Genomic DNA, 12,989 nt, shown 5'->3' with positions numbered 1-12,989 from the left:
ATTGGCAAAGTAAAATACGTAATGTTTGCGCATAAAAAAAGCCACTGTCGTTAAAAAGACAATGGCTTTAGTATTTAACCTAAACTCTGGATAATAAATCTATCTCAAGCTGCTAATTAGTCTTGCTTGGGAAGTAAACCAAAATGATGATACGCATTATCCGACACTATTCGTCCGCGAGGCGTGCGCTGAATAAACCCTTGTTGAATTAAAAACGGTTCAATCACATCTTCTATGGTTTCTTTTTCTTCGCCTATGGCAGCGGCTAGGTTGTCAAGGCCAACCGGGCCACCCATAAATTTTTCAATAATGGCGAGTAAATATTTGCGGTCCATGTAATCAAAGCCGCTTTTATCAACATCAATCATATCGAGGGCTTGCTGAGCTACCTCGGCATTAACTGTACCATCTGATTTAACTTGGGTGTAATCGCGCACACGGCGCAATAAACGGTTTGCAATACGTGGTGTGCCACGAGAGCGCTTGGCAATTTCAGCTGCGCCATCGTCACACATTTCTAAATCAAGGTAATGCGCTGAGCGCCCCACTATGTGCGACAAATCCTCAACAGAATAAAACTCTAAACGCTGTACAATACCAAAGCGGTCACGCAGTGGTGAGGTTAATGAGCCCGCACGCGTGGTTGCGCCAATTAAGGTAAATGCAGGTAAATCAAGCTTAATAGAGCGTGCTGCAGGCCCCTCACCTATCATTATATCGAGCTGGTAATCTTCCATTGCAGGGTAAAGTATTTCTTCTACTTGTGGGCTTAAGCGGTGAATTTCATCAATAAACAGTACATCACCTTCTTCAAGGTTAGTAAGCAATGCAGCTAAATCGCCGGCTTTTTCAAGCACAGGGCCAGAGGTGGTTTTAATGTTTACATTTAATTCGTTGGCTACAATATTAGCAAGCGTGGTTTTACCTAAGCCTGGCGGGCCAAATATTAATAAATGATCCAACGCTTCACTGCGGCTACGCGCAGCTTCAATAAATATTTCCATTTGTTGCTTAACATGCGGCTGACCACGATAATCGGCCAGTAACTTAGGCCTAATAGCACGATCTATGGTGTCTTCATTGGTTTTTTCAGCAGCATCTATTAAGCGATCAGCTTCGATCATAATTTACTCACAGCATTGATTTCAAAGATTCTTTAATTAGAACCTCAGTCGACATATCGGGTTTGCTTACTGATTTTACTGCTTTTTGCGCTTGTGGCAATTTATAACCGAGCGCCACTAACGCCGAAACCGCATCATCGGCCGCATTATTAGCTATAGTTGCATCGCTCGCAGGCTCTATTACGGCGCTGTCGCTAAATGGGGTAAATAAGTCGTTGCCCCAATTTTTTAATCGGTCTTTCATTTCGAGCACTAATCGCTCGGCGGTTTTTTTACCTACCCCTGGCAGTTTAACCAAGGCCGTAGCGTCTTCATTATTTACGCAACTTACAAACTGCTGCGCCGACATACCCGACAAAATAGCTAAACCCAATTTAGGCCCTACGCCATTGGCTTTTAACAGCTCTCGAAATAAGGCTCGTTCGGTTTTATTATTAAAGCCAAACAATAACTGTGCGTCTTCGCGTACTACAAAGTGAGTGTACACAATGGCGTTGTCGCCCACTTTGGGTAAATCATAAAAACAGGTCATTGGCATTTGTACTTCGTAGCCAACGCCACTCACTTCTAATAATATTTCTGGGGGCTGTTTTTCAACTAACACGCCGTTTAAGCGACCTATCATTGTTATTTCCTTAGACGTCCTCTAACGGTTTTGCTTGCGCTACCCGCTAGTTTTATTAAATTTTGTTCAGAGTGAGCATGGCAAATTGCAATCGCGAGTGCATCTGCTGCATCGGCTTGCGGCGTACCTGGCAATTTAAGTATATTTTTAACCATATGTTGCACTTGCGATTTATCTGCTCCACCGTTACCCACCACGGCTTGCTTTATTTGCCGTGCAGAGTATTCAAACACCGGTAAGTCGGCCATAGAGGCCCCCACAATGGCAGCACCACGGGCTTGCCCAAGCTTTAAAGCAGAATCGGGGTTATGTGCCATAAATACTTTTTCTATGGCAAAGGTTTCAGGCGAAAACTGCTCTATAAGCTGCGTAATACCTTGGTATATCATTTTAAGTCGGGTGGGAAAGTCATGATCGGCTAATTTAATACAGCCACTGCCTAAGTATGTAAACTTAGCACCTTGGTGCGCAACCACACCGTAACCCGTTAAACGCGAGCCCGGATCGATCCCTAAAATAATGGCCAAACAGCACTCTCATTATTGTTATTTATTAATAATGCTAATAATGCCAGAGCACTGTATAAATTACCAGTACCAAGCCAAAACAAAAATGCCTACTTAAAAAGTAGGCATTTAAACTCTATTTGGCCAAAAAGTTTACGCCAATGCGCGCACTAAGCCTTGGGTGTTTTGTTTGAGCGTACGGGCAATCATAAAATAACCTAAACCTGCTACAAACACGCCACCAGCAACGGGGCCAATAATCCAAATATTTGGATGCAGCTTACCCGCCAAATCAAACATTTGCTGCTGCACTATTAACAGTGCAATATCACTGAAAAATGCAGCGACCAGTCCGGCTAAACCGCCAAGCAATAAAAACTCATATAAAGTAGCATTTTTTATTAATCGACTTTTAGCGCCTAATGTACGCAATATTACGATTTCTTGCATGCGCTCACCTAAGCTTGCTTGCACCTGCGATATTAGTACCAACGCACCACATAACACCACAATAGCCAATACAAAACCAATGGCTAACGACACTTGCTCAATAGTAGATTGTATTTGCTTAACAAAATTATCTACATCAATTGCCGTAATGGTGGGGTATGTACGTAATAACTGGCTAAAGTCGCGCTTTTGCTCAGGTTCAATGCGTACCGATGAAATATAGGTTGCCGGAAAGTCGCTAAGTACATCTGGGCTTAAAATAATAAAAAAGTTAGGCTTGAGTGTGGCCCAATTTACTTTTCGCACACTGGTTATTTTAGCATCAAACGACTGCGCACCGATTAAAAATGTAAGAGTATCGCCTAATTTAACATCGAGGCGCTGCATCATTGACTCTTCCAGTGAGACCTCGGCAACGGCGTCATCGCCAAACCACTTGCCATCGATAATGTCATTTTGCGAAGGGACTTCGTCAAGCCAGGTTAAATTGAGCTCGCGGCCAATGCCTGAGCGGGCTTCTTCGTCTTTTTTCTCGTTATCTTGCAGTGACACTTCACGCGCAACCGCTTCACCGTTGACGGCATTTACGCGACCACGAATAGTCGGGTAAAACTCCGACACCTGAATGCCTTTTTGTGCTAAATATTCATTAACTGGGTCCAGTTCATTTTGCGTAATATTCACTAAAAAAGCATTAGGTGCATCACTTGGTAATTGTGACTGCCAATCAGAAATAATATCGTTTTTAAGCACAATTAAAAATAACAGTAATTTAATCGCTAACGAAAAGCTAATTAACTGTACTGCATTAACATTGGCGCGCTTTTGAATAGACGCAATAGCCAAAGACCAGCTGTTACCCGGCTTTAAGCCAAGCTTGCGGCCACCGCCAAATATTAACTTAGAGATTAAAAATAACACCAAAATAAGCGCAAGCGTTGAGACAAACAAAATAAGCGTAATTTTTATGTTATTACTAAATAACCACATTAATAAAAACACGGTGAGTGCACTTAGCCCTAAATGAATTTTACTTACCGCAAGGCGATCACCTAAGTTACGGCGAAGTACTCTAAGCGGTGGAATATCAAATAAATCTAACAGTGGCTTAATAGAGAACATAACCGCACAAATAACCCCTGTGCTAATCGCCACCAGCCAAGGTTTAAAACCAGCCATGGGCAGTTCAGTGCCCATACTTTTAGCTAAATAACCGGTAGCCACCTCTTGCAAGCCATAGCCAATAGCTAGGCCAACAACCACCGCCATAGTACATACCATTAATAAGTGCATAAGGTAAATTTTACGGATCATATCGCGGCTGCCACCTAAGGTTTTCATCATTGCGACTGGGTCGTATTGACGCTCACAATAGCGCTTAGCCGATACAGCAATAGCAACCGCGGCTAAAATAATCCCTAGCAAACCGGCTAATAACAAAAAGCTTTCAGCTCTATTTAAGCTATTTGAAATAGGCGATTGACGGTCTTTAACACCATACCAATTTTGGTTTTCTTTAAGTTGCGGTTTTAGCCAATCGTAAAAACTATTTATGTCGCTTTCATCACCTGCATACAACTGGCGGTAAAATACACGGCTACCGGGCTGTATTACTTCAGTTTTTGGTACGTCGTCAATATTAATAAGTACCCTGCGGCTGCTAGAGAACACATTAAACGGCGCATCGGGTTCTTCAACAATCACCTTTTCCACATTGAATAACGCGGCACCTAGCTCAACTTGGTCGCCTACGTTTATATTTAAACTATAAAAAACCGATTCACTTAACCACACGTTACCGGGGGTTGGTGCACCCGGGGCAACTTCTGTTTCGGCGTTTAAGCCCGACTTAACCTTTAACTGGCCTTTAAGCGGGTAACTGTTTGACGCAGCTTTTACTGAGCTAAATTGCATTTCATCGTTTGCAAACAGCATAGTGTCAAAATACACCATTTGCGCTGTTTCAAGGTTTTGCTGTTTAGCTTGAGTAATATAAGCGGTATCTATGGCATGGTTGCTGGCCAATACCCTATCAGCGGCAATAAAGGCACTGCTTTTTTGTGCAATACTTTGTGCGATTCGCTCAGTCACCATAGATAAAGTAAGCACCGTTAGCACCGCTAAAGCGATGGCAGCACTTATCACGGTTAGTTCACCACGGCGAAACTCTCGAGAAAATAGTTTAAGTGCTAATTTAGCCCACATTTGCCATTTCCTCAGTTGAATTGTGAACCAGCTCACCGGCTTCAATCTGAATAATACGTTCACACTTTTGCGCCAGTGCTTCATCATGGGTAACTAAAATAAGCGTTGTGCCATTTTGCTTATTTAAATCAAATAATAAAGACTCAATCATATGGCCATTTTTGCTATCTAGGTTAGCTGATGGCTCGTCGGCAAACAGTATTTTAGGCGAACCCACAAATGCACGAGCAATCGCAACTCGTTGTTGCTCACCACCAGATAACTGCGACGGGTAATGATCAATGCGATGGCTCAAGCCAACTTTTTCAAGTAACGCGAGCGCCTGCTCTTTAGCGTCGTGTTCGCCAGCAAGCTCAGCAGGCAGCATCACATTCTCAAGTGCGGTTAAACTTTGCACCAACATAAAAGACTGAAATACAAAACCGACTTTAGCGGCTCTCAGTGCTGCACGCGCTTCTTCATCTAACTTGTGCAAAGGCTCACCATCTAACATTACCTCGCCACTGCTGGCGGTATCAAGCCCTGCTAGCAAGCTCAATAATGTAGATTTACCAGAGCCCGAAGTGCCCACTACGGCAACAGACTCGCCATGCTTGACATTAAAGCTGATGTCGCTGAGGATGGACAACTCACCTTCAAAGGTGGAAACCACTTTAGACAAACCATTTACTTGAATTATATTTAATTGAGAAAGCGCTGACATATGACTCATTCAATCCTACGTTGTGTATTCATTTTATTTTTAGTTATTAACCCACTACACGCGGCAGCTAACAACACGATTTTAATACTTGGTGACAGTTTAAGCGCAGCCTATGGCTTAAAACAAGAACAAGGCTGGGTGCAATTGTTACAAGATAAATACGATGCCGAGCAACGCCCTATCAACTTAGTAAATGCCAGTATTAGCGGCGAAACCACCGGCGGTGCATTGCGCCGATTAGACGCGCTACTTGAGCAATATCAACCAACTCACGTACTTATTGAGCTCGGTGCTAATGACGGCCTGCGCGGTTTTCCAATCACTAAAATGCAAACTAACTTAACCGCTTTAATTGAAAAAAGCCAAGCTGCAGATGCACAAACCGCACTTATGGAAATATATATTCCACCTAACTATGGCCCACGTTACAGTAAAATGTTTACCGATAGTTTTGCCAGTGTTAGTGAAGCTACCAACTCGCATTTAATGCCGTTTTTTGTGCTTAAAGTAGCAGGAAAAAACGAGCTAATGCAAAACGATAACTTACACCCTAACAAAACTGCTCAACCAATACTACGAGATGAAATGTATAACACGATCAACCAGTGGTTAAATAAAGACTAAGGCCGTGTAAAACACTCCACGCAAGTGCTTAAAACTAAGCGCTTGCGCAATAAACATCCAAACAAACAAAAGCTTATTGATTTTTTTATAAATACACGTACTATTGCTATCGAAGTCGGTATGTGGCGCAGCTTGGTAGCGCACTGTCATGGGGTGGCAGGGGTCGAGAGTTCGAATCTCTCCATACCGACCATTTAAATCCCTTCAAAACTTAGTTTTATTCAATAAAAACCATTTTCCTTTCGTACTAGCTAATTTAATAATAAAAATATCGCATATTTGTCGCACCAACCAATTTATTGAATGTTTTCCTGCTTTTTGATTTCAGAGGTATTGAGATTATGTGACCCCACAGTTAAATACTTTTCAAATAATAAAGAAGCACGTAACTGCTTTAATTATTGATGTATTGGTTTGAGGTCATTGATATTGCAGCTGTGAGTAGCCACTCGATATTATATATCTGGAGTTTAGGTTTAACTCTTTTACTCTATTTAAATTGAGTTTAAAAATAAAAACTCTTGATTCTTAAATAAATAATTTAAAAAATACACCTGCTTTTTTTGCAAGAACTTTTTAATGGCTGACCTTTTTCTTCACGACTTTCCTTGATTAAGTATTTTTATTGCATGTTCATGCCCATTTTCAGCCGCTTTTTTTAAATAGTAATCCCCATAAATACTATTTTTTAATGGGGAATCACGCAGGCCATATATTCCGAAAAAAAGATAATATAAGTTCTTATACATATCATTTGAAAAACCTCGCTTTTCAGCCCTGTTCGATAGATAAGAAACCATTTTAGCTAACGACTCTGAGTCATTCTTTCTTATTGCTTCATCTAAAGTCAATTGACCTAATAATATAGCGGCCTCATCATCACCCACATCAGAAGCTTTACGTAAGGAGTTTTTTAAAAAAGCAATATCACCATATTTTCCAAGTTGATATGCATAATATAAATTTACACTAGAATCTAAAATACCTTTTTCAAAAGATGACTCTAATAGCTTGGTTCCTTCATATATGTCTTCTGCTTTTTCACTTGTAATTAAAAAACTACCCAGGATATGCTTTGCTCTAATATTTCCTAAATACGATGAAATTGAAAGCATTTTTTTAGCTTTTTTATAATCTGGATTTTGCTTATATGCTCCCAAATATAAAACGTAACCAGATAGAAAATAGGCAGTGCTGTCATTCTGCAATATTCCTTGCTCTAGTACATTAGAAACATCTTTCCATTCGAGCTCTTGCTGAGCGTCAATATCATCTTTTATCAAATCTAAAGTAACATTCTCACTACAATTACCTTTTGCTTGATAGCAAACCAATAACAATATAAAAAATAAAATTTTACTCACTTAATCTCCCCGGAAGTCCCTTGGAATGATTGAAAATAGACCCTGTAAGAAAAGAAAAAGGGTTCTGATCTTGACATTAGACATAACAATCCATAACTGATCAGTCATCGCTCTTAACTATCTTCCAAACTTTAACAAAATAGCACTTAAAAAATCCTTGGATAATTTCATGGACTAAAAAGTTGTTTGTAATACGATACGGCGACAAAGCTATTACCATCGTTATCAATACCTCACAATGCCACAGTTTACTTTGGTTGCCAGTGATACACATAAATAGGCGTTTGGTAAAAATCTTTAAACTTGATCACTTTAGTTGGTTTATATCATGGCAAAGCGAAGGTGTTACTCACAATGGTGCTGTTTTTAAGCACGTGTTGTTTTAACTTTTCTTCAAGCGCTGCCATACCAGCAGATAACATACCAGAGAAGACGCTGTACTAAAATCAGCACTTTTAAAGTTGTTACAATAAAGTGTAGGTTATTTAAACCCAAGCTATATTTAATAAGCATTACAACCAACATTCCCCAAACCTAAATAAATCAATGCACCTTTTTCAACCATGATGACTCGCTAAAATATAAGAAAAAACTATTAAAATGAGCATTTAAATAACATGATCTTTCGCTAGATTTGCTGTTCATTACTTGTTCGACTATTACTATATTATGGGAACTAAATTTACTTGCCGGATGCTTGATGGACCTTAAAAAAGTAAATAAAAAATCTAACTCACTAAGTTCAAATATAAATATGGATGAGACGTTTTTAACTCAGCTAGTTAATTGTTTACCTATGGGGGCAATGATAGTTAATACTGATGCTCAGATCCTTTTTGCCAATAGTCAACTGTCTGAAATACTAGGCTATGAGGATTCAGAACTCATAGGGATGAACATAGATAGTTTACTTCCAGCTCAATTTAAAGCCAATCATACCCACTTGATGAGTCAGTTTTTTGCTAACCCTCGAAAACGCTTAATGGGTGAAGGCCGTGAGTTATTTGCGAGTCAAAAAAGTGGTAAGCAAATCCCAATTGAAATAGGTTTAAACCCAATACACGGACAACAAGAATTAGTTTTAGCTACATTGGTTGATATATCGCAAAGGCTGCGCGCAAATAATATGTTTCAACGCTCTATTCAAGCTGCGCCACATGGTGTGTTAATAGTTGACCAAGCAGGCATTATACAAGCGGTAAATCAATCGTTATGCAAATCTTTTGGCTACAGTGAAATAGAACTACTCGATAAAAAAATGGAAATGCTATTGCCCCAGCGCTACCAAGGACATCACTCAGCACTTCGTCATTCATTTCACCGTGAACCCAGTGTAAGAAGTATGGGAGTAGGCAGAGATTTAACCGCGTTACACAAAGACGGTAAAGAATTCCCGGTTGAAGTGGGCTTGAGCCCTTTTATAAATACCAATGATGAAGACATGGTATTTGTTTCGTTGTTAGATATAACAGAACGAAAACGAATGGAAACTGAGCTAAAAGAAAATAACACAAGCCTGAAAGAGTTTACCTATGTAGCCTCTCATGATTTACGCTCTCCATTGCGGGGCATTTCAAACTTAATTGAATGGATTAAAGAAGATTTAGGCACTACCACGCCTGAAGTAGAATACAACTTAACACGTATTGATGATCGTATTCATAAAATGGAGACGTTAATCGATAATTTATTGGCCTATGCAAGGGCGGGGAAAGCTACCCAAGATACTCAAGTAATCGATATGCATAAATTAATTTCTAACGTTACCGAACTGTTAGATTTACCGGCTGGAATGAAGCTTCATAAAGACATTCAACTAGATACTATCGTCACTGCATGGACGCCACTTGAAACCGTTGTCCGCAATTTATTAAGTAACGCCATTAAACACCACGACAGTAAAGAGGGAACTATAGAGATTCGTTGTGTAGCAGAAAATACGCTTTGCCATATCACTGTGACTGATGATGGCCCCGGTATACCAGCAGAGGCTTACGAGCGTATTTTTAGCTTATTTCAAACAACCTCTGATGATAAGTCGGGTTCAGGTATAGGGCTGTCTATTAGTCGGCGTCTGGCACAAGCTCATGGTGGGCGCATTTCCGTTAGCTCAAATGAACCGCAAAAAGGGTCTACATTTCATGTTTGGTGGCCTCGCTTTGCAAGGAAAGAAAATTTATGATCAAAAATCTATCTATACTGCTTGTTGAGGACGACGATGTTGCCGCGGAAGCCGTTACAAGAAGCCTAAAAAAAGTGGATCCTAAAATTAAAATAATTTGGAAACAAAACGGAAAGCTGGCACTAGATGCGTTACGAGAAAAAGCGCAACAAAAAGAAATATCAGAGCCCTACTTAGTATTGCTAGACCTGAATATGCCAGTGATGAATGGCTTTGAATTTTTAGAGCATATTCGTAAAGATGAAAAATTAAACGATACCGTTGTATTTATACTCACGACCTCCAATGAGGATAACGATCGTACTCGCGCGTACCATAATAACGTAGCAGGTTACATGGTTAAACATGCAATTGGCCCGCAGTTTGCCAAATTAGCGACACTTATGGATGCTTATATACATGCCGTTGAGCTTGAATAAGCCATTTTGCAAGAGATATGGATATGATAACTTCAATAGATAATTTTGAAACCTGCGACAGTATTAAACTACTCATTGTTGATGACGATGCGGTTGATAGAGAACAAATACGCCGTATGATATCTCGCTCTAATATACAGGCTAAAATTTCAGAAGCATCTTCTATTGAAAGCTCTATGTCTTACCTTGAGCATAGGGAATTTGATTGCGTCATAGTTGATTACCGATTAGGTATCGGATCGGGGCTTACTCTGCTGGATAATATTAGAAAGTCTGTAAATAACCACTGTGCTGTGATTATGATCACGGGCTTAGGGGATGAAAAAATAGCAGCAGAAGCTATGCGCCTAGGGGCAAGCGATTATTTACTTAAAAACCAATTAAAAAGCGATCAGTTGATACACTCTATATCTAGTTCCATTCAACGCGCAAGCTTAGAAAAAAAACTTCATAACATGGCACATTACGATAGCCTAACAGGCTTAGCAAGCCGCCCAATTTTAATTGATCAACTTCAACAGGCCATTACATCTCAGCAAAAGCTCGCCGTTGCCTATTTAGATTTAGATAACTTTAAACCCATTAATGACAAATATGGTCATGAAACCGGTGATTTCGTGTTGAAAACCATTGCCCAAAGGCTACAAAACACATTACGCAAGGAAGATACACTAGCGCGTATTGGTGGAGATGAGTTTATCCTTTTATTAAGAGGGGCTGCGCACACAATACAAGAATATGAGATTCTGTTACAAGACGTGCTGATTGAGGTAAACGATCCGATAAAATTAGCAGAGTTTTCGTGCTCCGTTCAAATTTCAGTCAGCATCGGCGTTGCACTTCCCAGTGATGATGGCTTAACTTGTGATGACATTTTACGAAGAGCCGATCAAACTATGTACCAAGCAAAAAGATCAGGAACAAACCGGATTCTGTTTTTTGATCCAGAGGAAGAAAGCCTAAGGCATGCAAGACATGATTTGTTATTGGCTGCTGAAAAAGGCATTGCTCGTAAAGAGTTTATTCTACATTATCAACCAAAGGTAAATTTAATGGATCACCAGTTGATTGGCGTTGAAGCCTTAATACGCTGGAATCACCCTACTTTGGGTTTACTTTACCCTGGTCACTTTTCAGAGGCATTAGAGCACCCACACATTGGTATATTAATTGGTGAATGGGTACTTGCTGAGGCCTTAAAACAACATAAAATTTGGACAAGAAATCATCTTTCTATGAGTGTAAACATCTCTCCAGCTCATTTACTTAGTGAGGGCTTTGTTGAAAACCTCAGAGAGTTACTCATCAGCACTAATAATATAAAACCAAAAACCCTCGAATTGGAAATTTTAGAGAGCACTACAATTGGAAACGTTGACCAAGCAGTCGACGTTCTCAATGGCTGTAGAAATTTAGGTGTAAGTATTGCGTTAGATGACTTTGGTACAGGTTACGCTTCGTTGAGTTACTTAAAAAAATTACCTTTAGATACATTAAAAATAGATCAAAGCTTTGTTAAAAAACTTCTATCAGACCATGAAGACAAGTCTATCGTTACGTGTATCGTGGCGCTAAGTAAAGCATTTGGGTATAACCTAATAGCAGAAGGGATCGAGTCGCAAGAGCTCGAAAAAGTACTTATAGATATGGGTTGCTATCATGGTCAAGGCTATTATATTGCCAAACCAATGTCTGCAGATAACATGAACTTATGGATAAAAAATATGACATCAACTAAACACTGACCCTAAATAATATCCCTCTATTTGGATTGCCAATGATATACATAAATTGGCGTTTGGTAAAAATCTTTAAGCTTGATAACGTTAGTTGGTTTACATGAAGGTAAAGCGAAGGTATTACTCACAATAGTGATTTTATTATTAACTTTTTCATGCTTTAACTTATCTTCAAGCGCTACCATACCACCAGGAAACAAGTAACATACCAAAGTAGACGCAGAACTAAGATCGGCATTTTTGAAGTCTTTACGATAGAGGGTAAGATTACCTAAACCCAAACTATATTTAAAAAGCACTGAAACCATCCAAGGAAACCACGATAACTCATAGCCAATAACCTGTTTATTAGGCTGATTTTTGGCAACCGCTATAACGAGCGTCCCCCAACCTGAACCCAAATCAATTAATGCGCCTTTTTCATCCATGCTTATTGCATTAAGCATAGTTTGGCGCGCTTTGCTTGAGCTCATCATCGGTGAAATTCCCGTTTTTAGCGTGCTCCAAACAATAGATAAAGCGATTAGAAGAACTAAAAAGAAAAGTCCGATAGCAATAAAGTCCATACTAACTAACACCTGATAACGGTTGAATATTGATGATTTCACCTGAGCTATTTCGCTTTTACATAATAAAACTAGTGAAACCATTACATAGCGTGCCATTTGTGTAAATTTATTTTATATTTAACACCTGTTTAAAATAAAACCACAAAAAAAGCGCCATTTGGCGCTTTTTAAATTAGTAGTAAGGTACTAGTGCTTACGCCCTACGCCGTTGCGCACCATGTCTTGTCCGCTTTGGAAAATCTCTTCGGTAATTTCACGTGCTAATAAAAGTTGTTGCTTGTCATCAAACACGGCTACAAAACGGCTGCCGTCAGCATTATTAGTTGCCATACCCACGCCTGCTACGCCGGTTAAACCTAGGCCGCCGTTTTCAACTTGCAGTAAAAAACTTTCAAGTTCAGCGAGTGTATCGATTGCAGTTAGTTTGTTTTCCATTATGGTTACTCTGTGTTGCTCGCCATAGCGAGTCTGTAAATAAT

12 protein-coding genes and 1 tRNA gene are annotated in these 12,989 nt (G+C 39.7%); 5 read left to right on the top strand and 8 right to left on the bottom strand.

What is annotated here, in order from left to right:
• Positions 1 to 116: 116 nt before the first annotated feature.
• The 5 genes from ruvB to ACNSN3_RS04985 all read right to left on the bottom strand — a co-directional run bounded on the left by ruvB (position 117) and on the right by ACNSN3_RS04985 (position 5,613).
• Complete coding sequence (gene ruvB / locus ACNSN3_RS05005; RefSeq protein WP_075169409.1) at positions 117 to 1,124, bottom strand: Holliday junction branch migration DNA helicase RuvB; 1,008 nt, start codon at positions 1,122 to 1,124, stop codon at positions 117 to 119.
• Between the two features lie 7 nt (positions 1,125 to 1,131).
• A complete protein-coding gene (gene ruvA, locus ACNSN3_RS05000) occupies positions 1,132 to 1,749 on the bottom strand; it encodes a Holliday junction branch migration protein RuvA (RefSeq protein WP_008114133.1) in 618 nt (205 codons plus the stop codon).
• A 2-nt stretch (positions 1,750 to 1,751) separates the two neighbouring features.
• Entirely contained in the window at positions 1,752 to 2,276 is a 525-nt protein-coding gene (ruvC, locus tag ACNSN3_RS04995) for a crossover junction endodeoxyribonuclease RuvC (protein WP_008114131.1), read from the bottom strand.
• Positions 2,277 to 2,408: 132 nt separating this feature from the next.
• A complete protein-coding gene (locus ACNSN3_RS04990; protein WP_418608681.1) occupies positions 2,409 to 4,910 on the bottom strand; it encodes an ABC transporter permease in 2,502 nt (833 codons plus the stop codon).
• A complete protein-coding gene (locus ACNSN3_RS04985) occupies positions 4,900 to 5,613 on the bottom strand; it encodes an ABC transporter ATP-binding protein (RefSeq protein ID WP_010392805.1) in 714 nt (237 codons plus the stop codon). Before ACNSN3_RS04985 ends, ACNSN3_RS04990 begins: the two co-directional genes overlap by 11 nt.
• Here ACNSN3_RS04985 and ACNSN3_RS04980 point away from each other — a divergent pair, their 5' ends adjacent.
• The gene (locus ACNSN3_RS04980) at positions 5,614 to 6,237 is read left to right on the top strand and encodes an arylesterase (RefSeq protein ID WP_418608680.1); all 624 of its coding nucleotides are present in this window, start codon (positions 5,614 to 5,616) and stop codon (positions 6,235 to 6,237) included.
• A gap of 116 nt (positions 6,238 to 6,353) precedes the next feature.
• A tRNA-Pro gene (locus ACNSN3_RS04975) sits at positions 6,354 to 6,430 on the top strand.
• Positions 6,431 to 6,833: 403 nt separating this feature from the next.
• Here ACNSN3_RS04975 and ACNSN3_RS04970 read toward each other — a convergent pair.
• Positions 6,834 to 7,601: a hypothetical protein gene (locus ACNSN3_RS04970; protein ID WP_024601158.1), complete on the bottom strand. Its 768-nt coding sequence runs from the start codon at positions 7,599 to 7,601 to the stop codon at positions 6,834 to 6,836.
• Between the two features lie 700 nt (positions 7,602 to 8,301).
• On the opposite strand from ACNSN3_RS04970, the gene ACNSN3_RS04965 reads away from it, so the two are divergent.
• Genes ACNSN3_RS04965 through ACNSN3_RS04955 form a run of 3 tightly spaced genes read left to right on the top strand, consistent with a single transcriptional unit; the run spans position 8,302 to position 11,947 of the window.
• On the top strand, positions 8,302 to 9,783 hold the full coding sequence (locus ACNSN3_RS04965; RefSeq protein ID WP_418608679.1) for a PAS domain S-box protein: 1,482 nt from the start codon (positions 8,302 to 8,304) through the stop codon (positions 9,781 to 9,783).
• Positions 9,780 to 10,202: a response regulator gene (locus ACNSN3_RS04960; protein ID WP_010392817.1), complete on the top strand. Its 423-nt coding sequence runs from the start codon at positions 9,780 to 9,782 to the stop codon at positions 10,200 to 10,202. The genes ACNSN3_RS04965 and ACNSN3_RS04960 overlap by 4 nt, the downstream gene beginning before the upstream one ends.
• 23 nt (positions 10,203 to 10,225) lie before the next feature.
• The gene (locus ACNSN3_RS04955) at positions 10,226 to 11,947 is read left to right on the top strand and encodes an EAL domain-containing protein (protein ID WP_418608678.1); all 1,722 of its coding nucleotides are present in this window, start codon (positions 10,226 to 10,228) and stop codon (positions 11,945 to 11,947) included.
• A gap of 17 nt (positions 11,948 to 11,964) precedes the next feature.
• Here ACNSN3_RS04955 and ACNSN3_RS04950 read toward each other — a convergent pair whose 3' ends face one another.
• Both ACNSN3_RS04950 and ACNSN3_RS04945 read right to left on the bottom strand, forming a co-directional pair.
• On the bottom strand, positions 11,965 to 12,549 hold the full coding sequence (locus ACNSN3_RS04950) for a methyltransferase (RefSeq protein WP_249930461.1): 585 nt from the start codon (positions 12,547 to 12,549) through the stop codon (positions 11,965 to 11,967).
• Positions 12,550 to 12,696: 147 nt separating this feature from the next.
• A complete protein-coding gene (locus ACNSN3_RS04945) occupies positions 12,697 to 12,945 on the bottom strand; it encodes a hypothetical protein (protein WP_008114111.1) in 249 nt (82 codons plus the stop codon).
• Between the last annotated feature and the right edge of the window lie 44 nt (positions 12,946 to 12,989).

It is taken from the genome of Pseudoalteromonas sp. US3C1004, assembly GCF_048401065.1.
GTDB lineage: Bacteria > Pseudomonadota > Gammaproteobacteria > Enterobacterales > Alteromonadaceae > Pseudoalteromonas > Pseudoalteromonas undina.
The sequence above is the reverse complement of the archived record's forward strand: the minus strand, read 5'-3'. Positions and strand labels throughout refer to the sequence as shown.

Bases quoted from the DNA above. Each gene is read 5' to 3' on its own strand.
- ACNSN3_RS04965 (WP_418608679.1), top strand. From the start codon at position 8,302: ATGGACCTTAAAAAAGTAAATAAAAAATCTAACTCACTAAGTTCAAAT.
- ACNSN3_RS04955 (WP_418608678.1), top strand. From the start codon at position 10,226: ATGATAACTTCAATAGATAATTTTGAAACCTGCGACAGTATTAAACTA.
- ACNSN3_RS04990 (WP_418608681.1), bottom strand. From the start codon at position 4,910: ATGTGGGCTAAATTAGCACTTAAACTATTTTCTCGAGAGTTTCGCCGT.
- ACNSN3_RS04960 (WP_010392817.1), top strand. From the start codon at position 9,780: ATGATCAAAAATCTATCTATACTGCTTGTTGAGGACGACGATGTTGCC.
- ruvA (WP_008114133.1), bottom strand. From the start codon at position 1,749: ATGATAGGTCGCTTAAACGGCGTGTTAGTTGAAAAACAGCCCCCAGAA.
- ruvB (WP_075169409.1), bottom strand. From the start codon at position 1,124: ATGATCGAAGCTGATCGCTTAATAGATGCTGCTGAAAAAACCAATGAA.
- ACNSN3_RS04945 (WP_008114111.1), bottom strand. From the start codon at position 12,945: ATGGAAAACAAACTAACTGCAATCGATACACTCGCTGAACTTGAAAGT.
- ACNSN3_RS04985 (WP_010392805.1), bottom strand. From the start codon at position 5,613: ATGTCAGCGCTTTCTCAATTAAATATAATTCAAGTAAATGGTTTGTCT.
- ACNSN3_RS04980 (WP_418608680.1), top strand. From the start codon at position 5,614: ATGACTCATTCAATCCTACGTTGTGTATTCATTTTATTTTTAGTTATT.